Consider the following 18,547-nt stretch of genomic DNA (forward strand, 5'->3'; position numbering starts at 1 on the left):
AAATTGACCTTCCGCGGGGCGTTACACGTCCGCAAATATCCGGTAGCGGCGGGGCTCGAGACCAATCGTGTCGCCGGCACGCAATTCCCTGTCGCGCGGGGCGTCGATCTCGATGGTCTCGCCGCCCGAGAGTGCCACCTCGGCCCGCTGCACCGGGCCAAAGTTCCGGACATGCCGCACGGCGCCCTCGAAGGCGCCGCTGCCCGGCGGGCCGATCAGCATGTCATGTCGCCGCACGAACAGCCTTGACGCGCCAGGCGCAACACCCTCCGCCGCGAGTCGAAGCGGCCGGTCACCGAGCCGCACGACGCCGTCGGCAATCTGGACCGGCAGCTCGATGGATTCACCTATGAAGCCATGCACGAAGGCGGACGCCGGAGTCTCGTAGACGTCGTCGGGCGAGCCGATCTGCTCGATCTTGCCCTTGTCCATCACGACGACGCGGTTGGCGACTTCGAGCGCCTCCTCCTGGTCGTGGGTGACGAAGATCGAGGTGACGTTGATCTCGTGGTGCAGCGAGCGCAGCCATCGGCGCAGTTCCTTGCGCACCTTGGCGTCGAGCGCACCGAACGGCTCGTCGAGCAACAGGATGCGCGGTTCGATCGCGAGCGCGCGCGCAAGCGCGATGCGCTGGCGCTGGCCGCCGGAGAGCTGGCTCGGATAGCGGTCGGCCAGCCAGTCGAGCTGCACGAGATCGAGCAACTCCTTGACGCGCGCGCGGATGGCAGCCTCGTCCTTGCGAATTGCGCGCGGCTGCACGCGCAGGCCGAAGGCGACGTTCTCGAACACCGTCATGTGGCGGAACAGCGCGTAGTGCTGGAACACGAAGCCGACATGGCGTTCGCGCGCGCCCTGCGCCAGCGCATCCTCGCCATTGATGAGCACCTCGCCGGAATCGGGCCAGTCGAGCCCGGCGATGATCCGCAAAAGTGTGGTCTTGCCGGAGCCTGACGGGCCGAGCAGCGCCACGAGCTCGCCGCTCTCGACCTTGAGGTCGACGCCGTCCAGAGCGGCAAAACTGCCGAACTTCTTGACGAGATTCCTGACTTCAATGGTCATTGCCGTCTTGCCCTTCGTCGAGGTGACGTTCGAGAACGGTTTTGGCGATCAGCGTGATCAGCGCCAGCATCGCCAGCAGGGAGGCGATCGCGAAGGCGGCGACGAACTGGTACTCGTTGTAGAGAATCTCGACCAGCAGCGGCATGGTGTTGGTCTCGCCGCGGATATGACCCGAGACGACCGACACGGCACCGAACTCGCCCATCGCACGCGCATTGCAGAGCAGGACGCCGTAGAGCACGCCCCATTTGATGTTGGGCAGCGTGATGCGGAAGAAGGTTTGCAGGCCGGAGGCGCCGAGCGAGATCGCCGCTTCCTCCTCCTGCGTGCCCTGCTCCTGCATCAAGGGAATCAGCGCGCGGGCCACGAAGGGGAAGGTCACGAAGGTGGTCGCGAGCGCGATGCCGGGCACCGCAAACAGGATCTGGATGTCGTGATCCCGAAGCCAGCCGCCGAAATAGCCCTGGGCGCCGAACAGCAGCACGAAGACGAGACCCGAGATCACCGGGCTCACCGAGAACGGCAGGTCGATCAGTGTGATCAGGAAGGTCTTGCCCGGGAAATCGAATTTTGCAATCGCCCATGCAGCGACCAGGCCGAACACCAGATTGAGGCCGACCGAGATCGCCGCCACCAGCAGCGTCAGCCTGATCGCGGACAATGCCTCCGGATCGGCCAGCGCGGAGAGATAAGCGAGGATCCCCTTCGAGAACGCCTGCGCGAACACCACGACGAGCGGCAGCACGACGAAGACGGAGAGGAAGATCATCGCCAGCGCGATGATGACGATGCGCACCGCCCTCGGCTCCGTGCGAAGGTTGTCCCGCGCGGCCGCGGCATGCGCGCGCGCCCTCGCCTCCGATGGCGAGAGCGAAACTGAATCTGCGATCTGCATCGTCATGCCCCGCCCTCAACGCACCGGAATCCGACTCTGCGCCCAGCGCTGGAGTCGGTTGACGGCGAAGATGATAACGAAGGACACAACCAGCATGACGACCGCGATGGCGGTCGCATCGGCATAGCGGAACTCGGACAGACGGATCACGATCAGCAGCGGCGCGATCTCTGAGATATTCGGCAGATTGCCGGCGATGAAGATCACCGAGCCGTATTCACCGACCGCTCGCGCGAAGGCGAGCGCGAGGCCCGTGAGCAGCGCCGGCGCGAGCGATGGCAGGATCACGCGAATGATGGTCTGCCAGCGGCTCGCCCCCAGGCTGCCCGCAGCTTCCTCGATCTCGACATCGAGATCCTGCAACACCGGCTGCACCGTGCGCACCACGAAGGGAATGCCGATGAAGATCATGGCGACGAAGATGCCGAGCGGCGTGAACGCCACCTTGACGCCGAGCGCGGCTAGCGGCGCGCCCAGCCAGCCCTTTTCGGCGAACAGCGCGGTCAGCGCGACCCCGGCGACCGCCGTCGGCAATGCGAAGGGGACATCCACAATCGCATCGAACAGCCGCCTTCCGGGGAAGCGGTAGCGCACCAGCGCCCAGACGATGATGCTGCCCATCACCAGATTGACGCAAGCCGCCGCGAAGGCGAGGCCGAACGAAACCCTGAGTGCATTCAGGGTTCGCCGACTGGAAAGGATATTCCAGAACTGTTCGGGGCTTAGTTCGAGCGACTTCAGGAACAATCCGGCGAGCGGAATCAGGATGATCACGGACAGCCAGGAAAGCGTCAGTCCCATCGTAAGACCGAAGCCCGGCAATGTCCGGCGTCGTGCTGCAACTGCGCTCACCAGGGCCCCTGCTAAAGCCTTTGAGACAGCGCCCGATCAGTTCTTGTAGATCTGATCGAAGACGCCACCGTCGGCAAAATGTTCCTTCTGCGCCTTGGTCCAACCGCCGAACACATCGTCGATCGTGAACAGTTCGACCTTTGCGAAGGAGTTTTCATACTTCTTGGCGATCTCCGCATTGCGCGGACGATAGAAATTGCGCGCGGCAATTTCTTGGCCTTCCTTGGTATACCAATACTGGAGGTAGGCGTCGGCGGCGTTGCGGGTGCCCTTCTTGTCGGCAACCTTGTCGACGATCGCGACCGGCGGCTCGGCAAGGATCGAGAGTGACGGCGCCACGATCTCGAACTTCTCGGGACCGAACTCCTTCAGCGCGAGATACGCCTCGTTCTCCCAAGCGAGCAGCACGTCGCCGACGCCGCGCTCGACAAAGGTCACGGTGGCGCCGCGCGCGCCGGTATCCAGCACCGGCACCTGCTGGAACAGCTTGCCGATGAAATCCTTGGCCTTGTCCGCCGAACCGTACTTCTTCTGAGCAAAGCCCCAGGCCGCCAGATAATTCCAGCGCGCGCCGCCTGAGGTCTTCGGGTTCGGCGTGATCACGGCCACGCCCGGCTTGAGCAGATCGTCCCAGTCCTTGATGCCCTTCGGATTGCCCTTGCGCACCAGGAACACGATGGTCGAGGTATAGGGCGACGCGTTCTGCGGCAGACGCTTCTGCCAGTCGGTCGCGGTGAAGCCCTTGTTCGCGATCGCGTCGATGTCGTAAGCGAGCGCGAGCGTGACGACGTCGGCCTGCAACCCGTCGATCACGGCGCGCGCCTGCGAACCGCTGCCGCCATGCGATTGCTTGATCTCGACGCTCTTGCCGGTTTCCTTCTGATAGGCGCTCGCGAACGCCTTGTTGAACTCGGCATAGAGTTCGCGCGTCGGATCGTAAGAGACGTTCAAAAGATTGATGTCAGCGGCCAGGGCCGCGCCTGCCCAAAGCAATCCTGCCGCGAGCGGAACGATACGGCGCATCATGTCCATCTCCCCATTCACCTCGGCGGCATCACGCCGTCGATGGCATGCAGGCATAACTCGGGGCGAAACGCGCTTGAGTCAACGGAACCGGATTTTCTTGTTCGCAGCCGGACAGCCTGACTGTGCTACGAAGTCTTCATCGTGTGGATGCCGCATTCCGTCTTCGCCCGGCCGCGCCAGCGACCCGCGCGCGCATCCTCGCCTTCGGCCGTTCTGCTCGTGCAAGGCATACACCCAACCGACAGGAAACCGGACTCCACCAGTGGATGACGCGGCAATTTAGCGCGGACGAAAATCGCCTCGAGTTCCTCGCGCGAGACATTGGCGAAGGGGTTGAACTTCAAGCGCGCAGCATCGTCCTCGACAACCGGAATGTCGGCGCGCGCACTGCCTTGAAAGCGCTTGCGACCGTTGATCCAGGCGTCGAACGGCGTCAGCGCGCGCGCGAGCGGCTCGACCTTGCGGATTCGGCAGCAGGCGTCGGGATCGGAGAACCAGAGATCGCGCTCGGGATCAGCGCGCGACAGCGTCTCCTCGGCGGGCTTGACCGAGCGGACGTCCTTGAGGCCCAACGCGGCAACCAGCGTGTCGCGATAGGCGAGCGTCTCCTCGAACAGCCAGCCTGTGTCGAGGAATATCACAGGAATCGCCGGATCGACGTCCGCCATGACCTTCAGCAGCGTCGCCGATTCCGTGCCGAAAGACGACACCAGTGCAAGCTTGTCGCGCCGCACCGTCTTCAACGCCGCCTCGATGACTTCCGCGGGCGAAGCTTCGCGCAATGCGCGATCGAGCTCCGCCGCCGAAGGCAGCGCAGATACCGGCATAGACGAGGGCTGTGACGCGATGGCGTTCACGTGCCGACACCCTCGGAGTGACGGAGCTGCATGCGCCGGTGCAGCGCCGTGATGCGGCCGTCGCCGGTCGGCTGGTAGAATACCGAATAGCGCTTGGCGGTCTGCATGAAGGCTTCGGCGTCGGCGTGCTTCTTGACCTCGAAGGAGTCGAAGCCCGCGCGCAGCATGAACACGAACTGGTCGCGCAGCACCTGGCCGGTGGCCCGCAGCTCGCCGCGATAATTGTAGCGCTCGCGCAGCAGCCGCGCCTGGCTGTAGGCGCGCCCATCGCGGAAGCTCGGGAACACCAGCGCAACCACGGCGATCCTGCCGAGATACGGGACGAGCTCGCCGATATCGCGATTGTTCGGCCAAATCACACCGACCTTGCCGGAGCGCTTGAGCAGCGCATCGGCTTCGCTCAGGAAGCGCTCGGCTGGCACCAGGATGTCGCCGCCCTCGGGCAGCGGCGTGTCGACGGCTAGCTTGACGAAGCCGTCCGCGGCGATCTTTCCGCCGTTAACGAGTGGCATAGACGCGCTCCTTGAAGGGTTCGACGCCAAGGCGCTTTACCGTATCGACGAACAGCTCCTCCGGCTGTTCGCGCAGCGCCAGATAGGCTTCCACGATGTCCTCGATCACGTCGGCGACCTCGTCGAACTTGACGCCGGGCCCGATCAGATTGCCGAGCGCGGCATTCTCGTCGGCACGACCGCCGATGGTGATCTGATAGACCTCCTCGCCGTTCTTCTCGACACCGAGAATACCGATATGGCCGACATGGTGATGGCCGCAGGCATTGATGCAGCCGGAAATGTTGATGTGCAGCCGGCCAATCAGGTTGGCGAGCTCGTGGTTGGCGAAACGCCGGGTCAACTCCTGCGCAATCGGGATCGAGCGTGCATTCGCCAGCGAGCAGTAGTCGAGCCCCGGGCAGGCGATGATGTCGGTGATCAGATTGACGTTCGGCGTCGCGAGACCGAGCTTGTCGAGCGCCTTCCACAATGCCGGCAGGTCGCGCCTGGCAACATGCGGCAGCGCGAGATTCTGCTCGTGCCCGACGCGGATCTCGCCGAAGGAATATTTGTCGGCGAGATCGGCCAGCGCGTCCATCTGCTCGGCCGTGGCATCGCCCGGAGGCGCACCGATCGGCTTCAGCGAAATCGTGACGATGGAGTAGCCAGGGTTTTTGTGTGCGGCCACCGAGTTCTTGCGCCACGCCTCGAAGCCGGGATCGGCAGCGGCCTGCCGCAGCTCGTCCGGCATGTGCGGCAGCTTTTCGTAAGCAGGATAGATGAAGCGCGAGCGGATGTCCTCGATCACCTCGTCGTCGATCTGGAGCGAGGAATAGCGGATATGCTGCCACTCCTCCTCGACCTCGCGCGAGAATTTCTCGATGCCGAGCTCGTGCACCAGGATCTTGATGCGTGCCTTGTAGATGTTGTCGCGGCGGCCGTACTGGTTGTAGACGCGCAGGATGGCCTCGATATAGCTCAGCAGGTCGCGGCCGTGGACGAAGTGCTTGATGGTCTTGCCAATGAACGGCGTGCGGCCGAGACCGCCGCCGACCAGGACTTCGAAGCCGGTTTCGCCCTTCTCGTTCTTGATCAGGCGCAGGCCGATGTCGTGGACCTTGATCGCGGCGCGGTCGTGATCCGACGCGGTGATCGCGATCTTGAACTTGCGCGGCAGGAACGAGAATTCCGGATGCAGCGTGGTGTGCTGGCGGATCAGCTCCGACCAGATGCGCGGATCCTCGATCTCGCCGGGCGCGACGCCGGCCCACTGGTCCGACGTGACGTTGCGCATGTTGTTGCCCGAGGTCTGCATCGCGTGGATGCCGACCTCGGCGAGGTCGGCAAGCGCATCCGGCAGGTCCGACAGCTTGATCCAGTTGAACTGGATGTTCTGGCGCGTGGTGAAATGGCCGTAGCCGCGGTCGTATTTGCGCGCGACATGGGCGAGCTGCCGCAACTGGTTCGACGCCAGCGTTCCGTAGGGAATCGCGACACGAAACATGTAGGCGTGTAGTTGCAGATAGACGCCGTTCTGCAGGCGCAGCATCTTGAATTCGTCCTCGGTGAGCTCGCCCGAGAGACGGCGCTGCACCTGGTCGCGGAATTCCAAGACGCGCTCGTTGACAAGCGTGCGGTCGATTTCGTCGTAAGCATACATGATTGAAGTGCCTTAAAGCTCGACTTGCAGCTCGACCTGCGATCAGACCGGCAAGCCGATTGTCACGCCGTCGCGGCGGATCTGCTCGCGCAGATTGCCCGGCAGGATCTTGCCGGCTTCGTCGACTTGCACCGGTGCGATATAGGGACCGATCGCGCCGACGTCATCGGCCACGGCCTCGGCGAGCAACGCTTTCGCCTCATCGGAGTTTCGCACGATCGCGGCATCCGTCAGCTCCACAGACCAGCCCTTGGCGGCGGTGCGATAGACGACGACGCCGTCCCAGGTGCGGTTGGCGGTCACGATGGAGGGGCCCGCGATTTTCAGTTTCTGTTGCAGAGGGGAGGTCATTCGGCAGCATCCAAGAGGTCAGAGATGATTTGTTTGGGGGTCTGGCGGCGAAGCGAACCGGCATGCCGGACCACTTCGCCAATGATGAGTATGGCGGGACCGCCCTGGGTCCGCTGCACCAGCTCGGGCAGGTCACGCAGCTTGCCGATCGCGCCTTCCGCGTCCGGCCGCGTGACGCGGGCGAACACGCCGACCGGCGTCTCCGGCGAACGGCCGGCGGCGAGGAGGCCGGCGCGTATCGCGGGCGCGGCGGTCAGGCCCATGTAGACCACGACGGTCATCCTGGTGTCGGTCAGCGTCGACCAGTCCACCGCCTCGGCATCGCGCGCCTTGTGCGCGGTGAGGAAGGTGATGCGGGTCGCTTCATGACGATAGGTGAGCGGCACCTCGAAATCGGCGGCGCCGCCAAGTCCCGCGGTGATGCCGGGAATGATCGAATAGGCGATACCGGCGGCGCGCAGCGCTTCCACCTCTTCGCCGCCGCGGCCGAACACGAACGGATCGCCGCCCTTCAGCCGCACCACGCGCTGACCGGATCGTGCGGCCTCGATCATGCGCTGGTTGATGGCGTCCTGGCCGATACCGGGCTTGCCGATGCGGCGGCCGACCGGAACGCGCGTGGTATCGCGGCGGATACGGTCGAGGATTTCAGGCGAGACCAGCTCGTCATGAAAGACGATGTCGGCATCCTGCAACGCGCGCAGCGCCTTGATGGTGAGAAGATCGGGGTCGCCGGGACCTGCTCCGACCAGCGCGACCGAGCCTTCCGGCCTGCTGGCGCGCGCGAATGCGGACGGATCGGAAATTGCCTTGAGCGCTGCATCCGCTTCGCCCTTGCGGCCGGCGAGCACGGCGGCGCCGATCGGGCCGTCGATGACGCGCTCCCAGAAGCGGCGGCGCAGCGGAAACTCGGCGATACGTCCGTTGATGGTTTTGCGGAAGCTGCCGATGAACTCGGCGAGTTCGCCGATGCGCGCCGGCAGCAGCGCCTCGATCCTCTCGCGCACGCGCCGTGCGACCACCGGCGAGGTCCCACCGGTGCCGATCGCGACCACGACATCGCCGCGATCGACGATCGCCGGGAAGATGAAGCTGGAGTGTTCGAGGTTGTCCATCACGTTGACGGGCAGGCCGAGCCCCTTCGCCCGCGCCGACATCGCAACGCCGACATCGCCCGCGCCAGCGCAGACGACAGCGATGACCCCTGCGAGATCGGCCGTGAGCGGGTCGCTCGTCGAGATTTCGACGCGCGCCTCGGCGCCGAGGCCCAGGTCGTGATTGCCGTCGATGGCATGCACGCGGAGGGACGCGCCGGCCGCATTCAGCACGCGCAACTTCGCGCGCAAAAGTTCTCCCGCGCCGATGATGACCACCGGACCGGCCTTGAGATCGAGGAACACCGGCAAGAACCGCATCCGCTACTCGCTTCCCCTACACTCGGGGTTGACTGGAATTATTTTCTATATATGTGTCTTTTACACCGATCAAAGAGAAATTTTTTCTTTCTCTTTCATGTCGCAACTATAGAATTTTCTCCTCCAGACGCAAAGTGGCAGAGATGCATCTTCTCAGGACCGATTCAGGTGTAGATGGACGGAGCTTCCGGCCCGTTGTGACCCAGCCAATTCCTGTCGCGCTAAACGCCCCCGGCATGGACCATCTCGACCAGCTCGAGGCCCAGAGCATCTACATTCTCCGCGAGGCATTTGCCCGCCTGAAGAAGATTGCCCTGTTGTGGTCGCTCGGCAAGGACTCCAACGTCATGATCTGGCTGGCGCGCAAGGCCTTCTTCGGCCGCCTGCCGTTCCCAGCCCTCCATGTCGACACCGGCAAGAAGTTTCCGGAGATGTATCGCTTCCGCGATCATTACGGAAAGGAGTGGGAGCTCGACCTGCGCGTCGAGCCCTGCCCGCCGATCGATGCCGTCGACCCAACGCTGCCGCCGGCTGCACGTTCCGCCGCGCGCAAGACCGAGGGTCTCAAGACGGCTCTCGCCAAATACGGCTTTGACGGATTGATCGCCGGCATTCGCCGCGACGAGGAAGCAACCCGGGCCAAGGAACGCGTGTTCTCGCCGCGCGGGCTCGAAGGCAATTGGGACGTACGCGACCAGCCGCCGGAGTTCTGGGACCATTTCAACGCCTCGCCGCCGCAGGGCGCGCATCTGCGCATCCATCCGATCCTGCATTGGACCGAGGCCGACATCTGGGCCTACACCAAGCGAGAGAACATTCCAATCATCCCGCTCTATCTCTCCCAGAACGGCAAGCGCTACCGCTCGCTGGGTGATCAGGACATCACCAATCCCGTGAATTCGACCGCATCGAACATCGACGAGATCCTGGCCGAGCTCGAGCAGACCAAGGTGCCGGAGCGCGCCGGCCGTGCGCTCGACCACGAGACCGAAGACGCCTTCGAGCGCCTGCGCGTCGCCGGTTATCTCTGACCCCAGGACGCGAGCGCGACATGAACATGATCGTCACCCCCGCTTCGCCCGCGACGCCAAACGGCACGACGTCGATGCCAAACGGCACGACGCGACCGCAAGTCCGCATCGTCATCGTCGGCCATGTCGACCATGGCAAGTCGACGCTGGTCGGCCGCCTGCTGCACGAGACCGGCAGCCTGCCCGACGGCAAGCTCGAAATGCTCAAGGCCGTCAGCGCGCGGCGCGGCATGCCGTTCGAGTGGTCGTTCCTGCTCGACGCGCTCCAGACCGAGCGCGACCAGGGAATCACCATCGACACCACGCAGATCCGCTTCCGCACCAATTCGCGCGACATCGTGCTGATCGACGCACCCGGTCACGCCGAATTCCTGCGCAACATGATCACCGGCGCCTCCCAGGCCGACGGCGCGGTGCTGATCATCGACGCGCTGGAAGGCGTGCGCGACCAGACCAGGCGGCACGGCTACCTCCTGCATCTGCTCGGCGTGAAGCAGGTCGCTGTCGTCGTCAACAAGATGGACCGCGTCGATTTCTCCGCGGATCGCTTCGAGGCGATCAGCAACGAGATCTCCGCGCATCTCAACGGCCTCGGCGTGACGCCGACGGCGATCATCCCGATCTCCGCGCGCGATGGCGACGGCGTCGCCGAGCACACCATCCGCATTGGCTGGTACAAGGGACCGACCGTGGTCGAGGCACTCGACGCCCTCGAGCCGGCGCGGCCGCTCGAAGCGCTGCCGCTGCGCCTGCCCGTGCAGGCCATCTACAAGTTCGACGACCGCCGCATCCTCGCCGGCCGGATCGAATCCGGCAGCCTGGTTGCCGGCGACGAGATCGTGATCATGCCGGCCGGCAAGATCGCCAGGATCAAGACGGTCGAGAGCTGGCCGGTGACGCCGGTCGCCAGCCGTCAGGGCGCCGGCCGCTCGGTCGGCATCACGCTCGACCGCGAGCTGTTCATCGAGCGCGGCGACATCCTCGCGCACGCCGGCTCCGCCCCGCGGGAGACGCGGCGGCTGCGCGCGCGCATCTTCTGGCTGCACGAGAAGCCGCTCGCCAAGGGTGACCAGTTGCTGGTCCGCTGCGGACCGAAGGAGAGCCGCGCCACCGTCGTCGCGATCGAGAAGGCGGTCGATCCCGGCGAGCTCTCGAGCCGTCGAGAACAAGGCGATCGGCCGCAACCATGTCGGCGAGATCGATATCTCGCTGTCCAGTCCGATCGCGACCGATCCCTACACCGAGAACCCGCGCACCGGCCGTCTCGTGATCGAGGTGTCCGGGCGTATCGCCGGCGGCGGACTCGTGCTGTCGGTCGGGGCAGGTCAGCGTGCGGTGCCCGTCGACATCGTGCCGGTGGAATCGGCGCTGCGGCCGGAGGAACGCTCCGCGCGCTACCGGCATAACGGCGCCGTGGTCTGGCTCACGGGCCTGCCGGCGTCCGGCAAGTCGACGCTGGCAAAGGCGCTGGAGCGGCGGCTGTTCACCAACGGCGGCTCGCCGATCCTGCTCGACGGCGACACGCTGCGCGCCGGCCTCAACGGCGATCTCGGCTTCTCCGCCGCCGATCGCAGCGAGAATATCCGCCGCCTCGCCGAGGTCGCGACGCATCTCGCCCGCAACGGCCATATCGCGATCGTCGCGGCCGTCTCGCCGGCGCGCGAGGACCGCGCCACCGCTCGCCGCATCGCCGATACCGCGTTCCGCGAGATCCACGTCGCGACGCCCGCGGAAGTCTGCGAGGAGCGCGATCCCAAGGGCCACTACAAGAAGGCCCGCGCCGGTGCGCTGGCGTCGTTCACCGGCATCGGTAACGACTACGAGGCGCCGCAAGCCGCCGAACTCGTGATCGACACGTCGAGGCGGACGGTTGCCGAGGCGGCCGACGAGATCGAGCAGATGCTGAAGACGACCGGCGTGCTGTTCGACGAGGTCGTGGATTTAGCTGCGAATATTTGAGGTCAGCTTCCTCAGCTCGCACCGCTGCGTTCCCTCCCCCTTGCGGGGGAGGGCTAGGGAGAGGGGTCCACACGGGGACTCTCTCAAGCGCGCAAGAATTCTTCTCGCGGACCGATGCACCTTTTCCTGGGCCACCCCTCTCCCCCGCCCTCCCCCGCAAGGGGGAGGGAGCGCAGTTTTGCGCGCGGCTTGAGCAGGGCTAAAGGCTGCACGCCCGCCCACCCGCCTTGACATTTTGACAACTTTCGGAGGCCTTCTCACGGCCCCGATTTTGGGGCTAATAAGGCCCCGAAAGCCGCTCCCAGTGGGCGCATTTTGCTGCTGTCGGGTCAAAAGCAGCCAAAAACAGCCATTTCCAACAAGAAAGACCATCATGAAACGCGTCGACGCCCACGGATTGAAGATTGCACCCGTCCTGTTTGACTTCATCGCCAAGGAAGCGGCCCCGAAAACGGGGATCGCGCCGGATGCGTTCTGGGCCGGGGTTGCCGCCATCATCAAGGAGCTGGGGCCGAAGAACCGCGCACTGCTGACGTTGCGTGACACGTTGCAGGCCAAGATCGACGACTGGCACCGCGCCAACAAGGGCAAGGCGTTCGACCTCGATGCCTATACCGCCTTCCTCAAGGAGATCGGCTATCTCGTCCCCGAGCCTGCGACGCAGAAGGTCGAGACCGCCAACGTGGACGAGGAGATCGGCAAGATCTGCGGCCCGCAGCTCGTCGTTCCGCTCACCAATGCGCGTTATGCGCTGAACGCGGCGAACGCGCGCTGGGGCTCGCTCTACGACGCCTTCTACGGCACCGACGCGATCCCGCACGATCCGTCCGAAGCCGGCAAGGGTTACAACAAGGCGCGCGGCGACAAGGTGATCGCCAAGGCCAAGACCTTCCTCGATGCCGCCGTACCGCTTGCGACCGGCAGCCATACCGACGTCACCGCCTATAGCATCGTCGCCGGCCAGCTCGCGGTGAAGCTGAAGAGCGGCAACGCCACCGCGCTGAAGAACGCCGCGCAGTTCGCCGGCTTCCAGGGCGATGCGGCTGCGCCGAGCGCGGTGCTGCTCGCCAACAACGGCCTGCACGTCGAGGTCAAGATCGACCGCAGCAGCACGATCGGCAAGGACGATCCGGCCGGCGTCGCCGACATGATCATGGAGTCCGCCGTGTCGACCATCCTCGACATGGAGGACTCGGTCGCGGCGGTCGACGCCGAAGACAAGGTGCTGGTCTATCGCAACACGCTCGGCCTGATGAACGGCACGCTGTCGGCCGACTTCGAGAAGGGCGGCAAGACGCTGACGCGTTCGCTGAATGCCGACCGCAGCTACAAGACGCCGGACGGCAAGGGCGAGGTGAAGCTGCACGGCCGCAGCCTGCTCCTGATGCGCAATTGCGGTCACCACATGTTCACCGACGCTGTGTTGGACGAGACGGGCGAAGAGGTGCCGGAAGGCCTGCTCGATGCTGCCGTCTCCGGCCTTCTTGCCATTCATGATTTGAAGGGCAACTCGAAGGTCAAGAACAGCCGCACGGGATCTGCCTATATCGTCAAGCCGAAGATGCACGGACCGGACGAAGTCTCGCTCGCCTGCGAGGTCTTCGACCGCGTCGAGAAGATGCTCTCGCTGCCCGAGAACACGCTCAAGATCGGCATCATGGACGAGGAGCGGCGCACCACGGTCAACCTCAAGGCCTGCATCCAGCGCGCCTCCAAGCGCATCATGTTCATCAACACCGGTTTCCTCGACCGCACCGGCGACGAGATTCACACCTCGATGGAAGCGGGCCCGATGATCCGCAAGAACGAGATGAAGGCGCAGGCCTGGATCAAGGCCTATGAGGACTGGAACGTCGACATGGGCTTGATCGACGGTCTGCCCGGCCACGCCCAGATCGGCAAGGGCATGTGGGCCGCGCCCGACAAGATGGCGGACATGCTGCAACAGAAGCTGGCCCATCCGCAGGCCGGTGCCACCACCGCCTGGGTACCCTCGCCAACCGCGGCGACACTGCACGCCCTGCACTATCACCAGATCAACGTCATCGCCCGCCAGCAGGAGCTGACCAAGGGCGGCCCCCGCGCCAAGCTCGAAGACATCCTCACCATTCCGGTATCGAAGTCGAACTGGGCGCCCGACGACGTCAAGCAGGAGATCGACAACAATTGCCAGGGTATCCTCGGCTATGTCGTACGCTGGATCGACCAGGGCGTCGGCTGCTCCAAGGTGCCTGATATCCACGATGTCGGCCTGATGGAAGACCGCGCCACCCTGCGCATCTCCAGCCAGCATCTCGCCAACTGGCTGCACCAGGGCGTGATCACCGAGGCGCAGGTGATGGAATCGCTCAAGCGCATGGCCATCGTCGTCGACAAGCAGAACGCCGGCGATGCGATCTACAAGCCGATGGCGCCCACCTTCGACGGCGTCGCCTTCAAGGCCGCCTGCGACCTGATCTTCAAGGGACGTGAGCAGCCGAACGGCTACACCGAATACATCCTCACCGCCCGCCGCCGCGAGGCGAAAGCGGCCGGCTAACAACGCGGCGGGGTCAGCCCGTCATTCGGACAGCAAAAGCCCCGGGCTCTCGCCGGGGCTTTTTGTTTGGAGAGTGCCGTAGCCCGAATGTGCGAAGCGATATCCGGGACGACCGCCCCGCATATCGCTTCGCTCATGCGGGCTACAGGTCTGCGCTAAAACACCGCGAGATATTTCAGCAGCGACACGATGCCGATGATGATGACGACCACGCGCGCGATCTGCTTGGCGCGACCGTCCATCGGCAGCATGTTGATGAGATAGAGCACGAGAATGACGACGAGAAATGTGACGAGTACGCCGACCAGCATCGCAAGGCCCCCTTCAGGCAAATTGGTAACGGTATCCCAACGCCCATCCCCGGCGCCGGTTCCATTCAAGCAACCCATTGCAACGCTTGGCAATCCGGCCGCCGGCAGCCCAAAGCCTTACCCTCCATCGACAACGTTGCTGCCGATGCCGATAGGCTTTCTGCCTCGATCAACGACAAAGCCGATGCCGAGCCGCCGCAGACCACGTGAAGCGAGCCGCCAGCTCGGCCACGAGGTCAGCGACTTCCTCGGCAAAATCCCGTCCGGCGTAAGAAAAGGATGCGCGAGGCGGGAGGCCCCGTAATTTTACGGCAGCAATGCTGTCTAAGTTTTTACTCTTTACGGGCCAAATGCACTCCAGGCGCCTGCCATTACGCATGCGCGTCTGTTGGGGTGTCCGATGCTCAATCGCTTGTCCGTTTCCACGTTGCTAAAGGCGGTGATCCTGTCCACGGCGATGGTCATCGTCATCGGCTTCGCGATCAGCGCATGGGGCTCATGGGGCAGGCTGCAGCAGGCCAACCGGATCGTCGCGGTCTCCGCGGCTTCCGCCGAGGTGTTCAAGGCGATGGCCAACATCCGGGCCGACCGTTCGACCAGCAACCGCCAGCTCACCTCCGATGTCGCGATGGACAAGGACATCGAGAAATACATCCGCGAGATCCGCGAAGCCCTGATGCCAGCGCTGGCTCGTACCCTCGAGCTGCTTCCGACCACCGACCTCGCCCAACGGGAAACGTTCCTCGGCGAGCTCGGCGCGCTGAACAAGACATTGCTGGCGGCACAGGCCGAGTTCTGGACCGAGGTCGTCAAGCCCAAGGCGGCCCGCCGTGCAAGCCTTGCCAAGGAATATGTCGCGACCGAGGACTCGCTGATGGCGCAGCTCGACAAGCTCGCCGGTGCGCTCGTCGCGAGCGTGAACCATCAGGACGCCACCATCGATCAGTTGCTGACCATCAAGCAGATGGCCTGGCTGCTGCGCAGCACCGCGGGCGAATCCTCGCAACTCGTCGGCAACGCGCTCGGCAGCGGCAAGATCACGCCCGAGGTGCAGCTCGCCTACACCAAATTCGTAGGCGGCACCGACGCCGCCTGGACCGCAATCGAGCTCGCCGCATTGGGCATGCAACTGCCGCCAGCGCTCGCATCCGCGATCGCCGAAACGAAATCGACCTATTTCGACCCGCAATATGCCGCCACCCGCGATGGCGTCATCACGGCGATCGCCAAGGGCGAGAAGCCGTCGATGACCGCCAACCAGTGGAGCCCCTATTCGGTGCCGCGCATGATGACCGCGGTGAAGCTCGCCGACGCCGCCCTGCAGGCCGCCAAGGATCATTCCGCCGCCCAGCGTGCCGCCGCCGTGCAGTGGCTTATCATCAATATCGTCCTGCTCGTCGCCGCCATCTTGTTGACGGGTGCCGCAATGCTGGCAGTCAGCCGTCGCGTGATCACGCCGCTGCACCGGATTCGCGATGCCATGCTCAAGGTCGCCGGTGGCGATCTCGGCGTCGACAGCGGCTATCTCGACCGCAAGGACGAGATCGGCTCGCTTGCCGGCGCGCTGGAGACCTTCAAGCAGCAGGCGATCGACAAGCTCAAGATCGAGGAGCAGGAGCGCGAGCGCAACGCCGGCGCGGCCGCGCGCCAGCGCGCGATCGAGGGCTATGTCGGCGAGTTCGAAGGCGTGGTGCGAAAGTCGCTGGGCGAGCTAAGCGAGGCTTCCGGCGAGATGCGCAAGACCTCGGGCGATCTGTCCGAGGTGTCGCGCCAGACCAATGAGCGTGTCGAGGTTGCCGGCAGAGCTTCAAACGAGGCTTCATCCAGCGTCGAGAGCGTTGCGGCCGCGGCCGAGGAGCTGTCTGCCTCGATCAACGACATCAGCCAGCAGGCCGCGCATGCGGCAGGCATCGCCAGCCGCGCCGTCAACCAGGCGCGCGAGACCGACGGCACCGTTCAGGGGCTGGCGCAATCCGCAGGCCGCATCGGCGAGGTGGTCGGCCTGATCAACACCATCGCGGCGCAGACCAACCTCCTCGCGCTCAACGCGACGATCGAAGCCGCACGCGCAGGCGAGGCCGGGCGCGGCTTTGCCGTGGTCGCCTCGGAAGTGAAGTCGCTGGCGAGCCAGACCGCGAAGGCGACGGAGGAAATCTCCGAGCAGATCGCCGACATCCAGAAGGTCGCCGGTGACGCCATCAACGCGATCCAGGCGATCGGCGGTATTATCGGCGAGGTCAACGAAGTCGCCACCGCCATCGCGGCCGCCGTGCAGGAGCAGGGTGCGGCGACGCAGGAGATCACCCGCAGCACGCAATATGCCGCGCAAGGCACCAAGAATGTCTCTGACAACATCACCGGCGTGAAGGCCGATGCCGACAGCGCAGCCGGCGCCGCCGACAACGTCAAGCAGGCTTCGGAGACTCTGGAGACGCAAAGCCGCCAACTCGGCGAGCAGGTCAGCGACTTCCTGGGGAAGATTCGCGCGGCTTAGCTTGCAACGCCAAGGCCCTACTCCTTCGCAACCACCGGCACCTGCCGGAATCTGGCACGCACCGAGTCCGGCAGCGGGGAGAAGTTCATCGCGACACCGCGGCGGTCATTGGCGTTCCGGTTGGCAACAACGAGGCCGTCAGCGCCCGCGATGATATCGCCCTTGCGCAAGGTCGGATCGTCCTCGACCTTGACCTGGGCCAGCCCGACCGGATCCTTGCCGTTGCAGGTGCAACCGGCAACGATCTCGTTGCGGTAGCGGAAGGCATTCGGCAGTTCGGAATAGGCTTTGCCCTTGTCCGTCGCGGCATCGTCGATGTTGCCGCCATAGACCAGTGAGGTTTCCGAAGCCGGGCAGAAGCTCTTGCAGGATTGGGCCTTGCTCTCGGCATCGTTTCCCTGCGCCGGAAAATAACGACCGTCGCAGCCGCGCACACAAAAGGCCGTGCCGCCGCCATAGGAGGCGCGCTGACGCGGTGTGTCGTTGCGCGGCATGTCCTCGTTGGCGAAGGGCATCTGAATTTGCGGCGGTGGCCGCCGTCCAAACCCGCCGAACAGCGCCGAGAAGAAATCTTCCGCATGCGCCGACGGCGTCAACATGAGACCAAAGGAGGCGACGGCGAAGATACCCGCCGCGCGGCCTGCCAGTTTGCCGATCGAACGTCTCTTCATCTGCTCGACTCTCAGTTCACGGCCGACGTCGTGACGTTCAGCGCCTGTCGGCCCGAGGACAGCGTTGTCACGGCTGGACGCTTGCGAGCGGGATCGCCGCCCCTCGCCATCAGCGGCGCATTCTTAGGCAGCACCACGACCTTGGTGCCGACAGTGACGCGGCTGAAAAGGTCACTCACGTCCTCGTTGGTCAGGCGGATACAGCCGGACGAAACGAACTTGCCGATCGTGGTGGGATCGTTGGTACCGTGGATGCGGTACTCGCTCGAGCCGAGATACATCGCACGGGCTCCCAGGGGATTGCCGGGGCCACCCGCGACGAAGCGCGGCAAATAAGGCTGGCGCGCGATCATCTCGGCAGGCGGATGCCAATCCGGCCATTCCGCCTTGCGGGTGACGGTCTGCACGCCGGCCCAGGTAAAGCCTTCGCGGCCGACGCCAACGCCATAGCGAATGGCACGGCCGTTTCCGAGCACGTAATAGAGATAAGTATTGGCGGTATCGATCACGATCGTACCGGCCGGCTCGCTGCGGTCGAAGCTGACGATTTGTTTACGCAGCCGGTCGGGCAGCGCAGCGTCTTCGTCCGCGGCCTGCGGCTCATCGACCGCATAGCCCTGGTTTGCGTAACCCTGCGAATATGTCGGGTCTTGCGGATAGGCCTGCGGCTGCATCGGTGCGTAGCCGAGGGTCTGGGCCTGTGCTGCGAACGGCACGGCCAGCAACGCGGTTGCAAAGGCAAGCGCGGTGACGGCGCGCGGCGAGAAGCGGCGACGGACTGAGGACAATTTTGTCATGGGCTTGCCCCGTAGGATGCTTGCATCTCTGTGATGCTGCTCCACAACGCATCAGAACCGACTCAAGTTCCGCCGACTGCCGCGGCAGTGAGGTCACAGTCAAGCGAGCTCAAGTTCACGAAACCGCGATGGAACC

General features: G+C 64.6%; 15 protein-coding genes and 1 pseudogene. 4 read left to right on the forward strand and 12 right to left on the reverse strand.

From position 1 onward, the window contains the following. Positions 1-21: 21 nt before the first annotated feature. The 9 genes from ACQ86E_RS09770 to cysG form a co-directional block, all read right to left on the reverse strand. Complete coding sequence (locus ACQ86E_RS09770; RefSeq protein WP_431205206.1) at positions 22-1,059, reverse strand: sulfate/molybdate ABC transporter ATP-binding protein; 1,038 nt, start codon at positions 1,057-1,059, stop codon at positions 22-24. Further along, positions 1,049-1,960 (reverse strand): sulfate ABC transporter permease subunit CysW, encoded by a 912-nt coding sequence (cysW, locus tag ACQ86E_RS09775; protein WP_431205207.1) that lies wholly within the window; start codon positions 1,958-1,960, stop codon positions 1,049-1,051. The genes ACQ86E_RS09770 and cysW overlap by 11 nt, the downstream gene beginning before the upstream one ends. Before the next feature lie 9 nt (positions 1,961-1,969). Then, on the reverse strand, positions 1,970-2,806 hold the full coding sequence (gene cysT / locus ACQ86E_RS09780; protein ID WP_431205208.1) for a sulfate ABC transporter permease subunit CysT: 837 nt from the start codon (positions 2,804-2,806) through the stop codon (positions 1,970-1,972). 36 nt (positions 2,807-2,842) lie between these two features. Then, the gene (locus ACQ86E_RS09785) at positions 2,843-3,832 is read right to left on the reverse strand and encodes a sulfate ABC transporter substrate-binding protein (protein ID WP_431205209.1); all 990 of its coding nucleotides are present in this window, start codon (positions 3,830-3,832) and stop codon (positions 2,843-2,845) included. A gap of 125 nt (positions 3,833-3,957) precedes the next feature. Next, the gene (locus ACQ86E_RS09790; protein WP_431205210.1) at positions 3,958-4,689 is read right to left on the reverse strand and encodes a phosphoadenylyl-sulfate reductase; all 732 of its coding nucleotides are present in this window, start codon (positions 4,687-4,689) and stop codon (positions 3,958-3,960) included. Then, positions 4,686-5,201 (reverse strand): DUF934 domain-containing protein, encoded by a 516-nt coding sequence (locus ACQ86E_RS09795; protein ID WP_431205211.1) that lies wholly within the window; start codon positions 5,199-5,201, stop codon positions 4,686-4,688. The genes ACQ86E_RS09790 and ACQ86E_RS09795 overlap by 4 nt, the downstream gene beginning before the upstream one ends. Further along, positions 5,188-6,843, reverse strand: a complete 1,656-nt coding sequence (locus tag ACQ86E_RS09800) for a nitrite/sulfite reductase (RefSeq protein WP_431205212.1) — start codon at positions 6,841-6,843, stop codon at positions 5,188-5,190. Before ACQ86E_RS09800 ends, ACQ86E_RS09795 begins: the two co-directional genes overlap by 14 nt. 42 nt (positions 6,844-6,885) lie before the next feature. Then, a complete protein-coding gene (locus ACQ86E_RS09805) occupies positions 6,886-7,194 on the reverse strand; it encodes a DUF2849 domain-containing protein (RefSeq protein ID WP_431205213.1) in 309 nt (102 codons plus the stop codon). Further along, on the reverse strand, positions 7,191-8,609 hold the full coding sequence (cysG, locus tag ACQ86E_RS09810) for a siroheme synthase CysG (RefSeq protein ID WP_431205214.1): 1,419 nt from the start codon (positions 8,607-8,609) through the stop codon (positions 7,191-7,193). Before cysG ends, ACQ86E_RS09805 begins: the two co-directional genes overlap by 4 nt. A 236-nt stretch (positions 8,610-8,845) precedes the next feature. Here cysG and cysD point away from each other — a divergent pair, with 236 nt between their 5' ends. The 3 genes and pseudogenes from cysD to ACQ86E_RS09825 all read left to right on the forward strand — a co-directional run bounded on the left by cysD (position 8,846) and on the right by ACQ86E_RS09825 (position 14,138). Further along, positions 8,846-9,640: a sulfate adenylyltransferase subunit CysD gene (cysD, locus tag ACQ86E_RS09815; RefSeq protein WP_431205215.1), complete on the forward strand. Its 795-nt coding sequence runs from the start codon at positions 8,846-8,848 to the stop codon at positions 9,638-9,640. Between the two features lie 20 nt (positions 9,641-9,660). Further along, a pseudogene (cysC, locus tag ACQ86E_RS09820) lies at positions 9,661-11,599 on the forward strand (adenylyl-sulfate kinase). A gap of 373 nt (positions 11,600-11,972) precedes the next feature. Further along, positions 11,973-14,138, forward strand: a complete 2,166-nt coding sequence (locus tag ACQ86E_RS09825; RefSeq protein ID WP_431205216.1) for a malate synthase G — start codon at positions 11,973-11,975, stop codon at positions 14,136-14,138. A 155-nt stretch (positions 14,139-14,293) separates the two neighbouring features. Here ACQ86E_RS09825 and ACQ86E_RS09830 read toward each other — a convergent pair whose 3' ends face one another. Further along, complete coding sequence (locus ACQ86E_RS09830) at positions 14,294-14,449, reverse strand: Thivi_2564 family membrane protein (protein WP_007599832.1); 156 nt, start codon at positions 14,447-14,449, stop codon at positions 14,294-14,296. 400 nt (positions 14,450-14,849) lie between these two features. On the opposite strand from ACQ86E_RS09830, the gene ACQ86E_RS09835 reads away from it, so the two are divergent. Continuing rightward, complete coding sequence (locus ACQ86E_RS09835) at positions 14,850-16,943, forward strand: methyl-accepting chemotaxis protein (RefSeq protein WP_431205217.1); 2,094 nt, start codon at positions 14,850-14,852, stop codon at positions 16,941-16,943. A gap of 17 nt (positions 16,944-16,960) precedes the next feature. On the opposite strand, the gene ACQ86E_RS09840 is transcribed toward ACQ86E_RS09835, so the two are convergent. Together ACQ86E_RS09840 and ACQ86E_RS09845 are read right to left on the reverse strand one after the other, a co-directional pair. After that, positions 16,961-17,614, reverse strand: coding sequence for a DUF2865 domain-containing protein (locus ACQ86E_RS09840; protein WP_431205218.1), 654 nt, complete (start codon positions 17,612-17,614; stop codon positions 16,961-16,963). Between the two features lie 11 nt (positions 17,615-17,625). After that, complete coding sequence (locus tag ACQ86E_RS09845; RefSeq protein WP_431205219.1) at positions 17,626-18,411, reverse strand: L,D-transpeptidase; 786 nt, start codon at positions 18,409-18,411, stop codon at positions 17,626-17,628. Positions 18,412-18,547: the final 136 nt, after the last annotated feature.

The sequence above is a fragment of the Bradyrhizobium betae genome (assembly GCF_050632175.1).
GTDB lineage: Bacteria > Pseudomonadota > Alphaproteobacteria > Rhizobiales > Xanthobacteraceae > Bradyrhizobium > Bradyrhizobium betae_B.

Coding starts and splice junctions, on each gene's coding strand:
- ACQ86E_RS09770 (WP_431205206.1), bottom strand. CDS start 1,059: ATGACCATTGAAGTCAGGAATCTCGTCAAGAAGTTCGGCAGTTTTGCC.
- cysW (WP_431205207.1), bottom strand. CDS start 1,960: ATGACGATGCAGATCGCAGATTCAGTTTCGCTCTCGCCATCGGAGGCG.
- ACQ86E_RS09785 (WP_431205209.1), bottom strand. CDS start 3,832: ATGATGCGCCGTATCGTTCCGCTCGCGGCAGGATTGCTTTGGGCAGGC.
- ACQ86E_RS09795 (WP_431205211.1), bottom strand. CDS start 5,201: ATGCCACTCGTTAACGGCGGAAAGATCGCCGCGGACGGCTTCGTCAAG.
- ACQ86E_RS09800 (WP_431205212.1), bottom strand. CDS start 6,843: ATGTATGCTTACGACGAAATCGACCGCACGCTTGTCAACGAGCGCGTC.
- ACQ86E_RS09805 (WP_431205213.1), bottom strand. CDS start 7,194: ATGACCTCCCCTCTGCAACAGAAACTGAAAATCGCGGGCCCCTCCATC.
- cysG (WP_431205214.1), bottom strand. CDS start 8,609: ATGCGGTTCTTGCCGGTGTTCCTCGATCTCAAGGCCGGTCCGGTGGTC.
- cysD (WP_431205215.1), top strand. CDS start 8,846: ATGGACCATCTCGACCAGCTCGAGGCCCAGAGCATCTACATTCTCCGC.
- ACQ86E_RS09825 (WP_431205216.1), top strand. CDS start 11,973: ATGAAACGCGTCGACGCCCACGGATTGAAGATTGCACCCGTCCTGTTT.
- ACQ86E_RS09830 (WP_007599832.1), bottom strand. CDS start 14,449: ATGCTGGTCGGCGTACTCGTCACATTTCTCGTCGTCATTCTCGTGCTC.
- ACQ86E_RS09835 (WP_431205217.1), top strand. CDS start 14,850: ATGCTCAATCGCTTGTCCGTTTCCACGTTGCTAAAGGCGGTGATCCTG.
- ACQ86E_RS09840 (WP_431205218.1), bottom strand. CDS start 17,614: ATGAAGAGACGTTCGATCGGCAAACTGGCAGGCCGCGCGGCGGGTATC.
- ACQ86E_RS09845 (WP_431205219.1), bottom strand. CDS start 18,411: ATGACAAAATTGTCCTCAGTCCGTCGCCGCTTCTCGCCGCGCGCCGTC.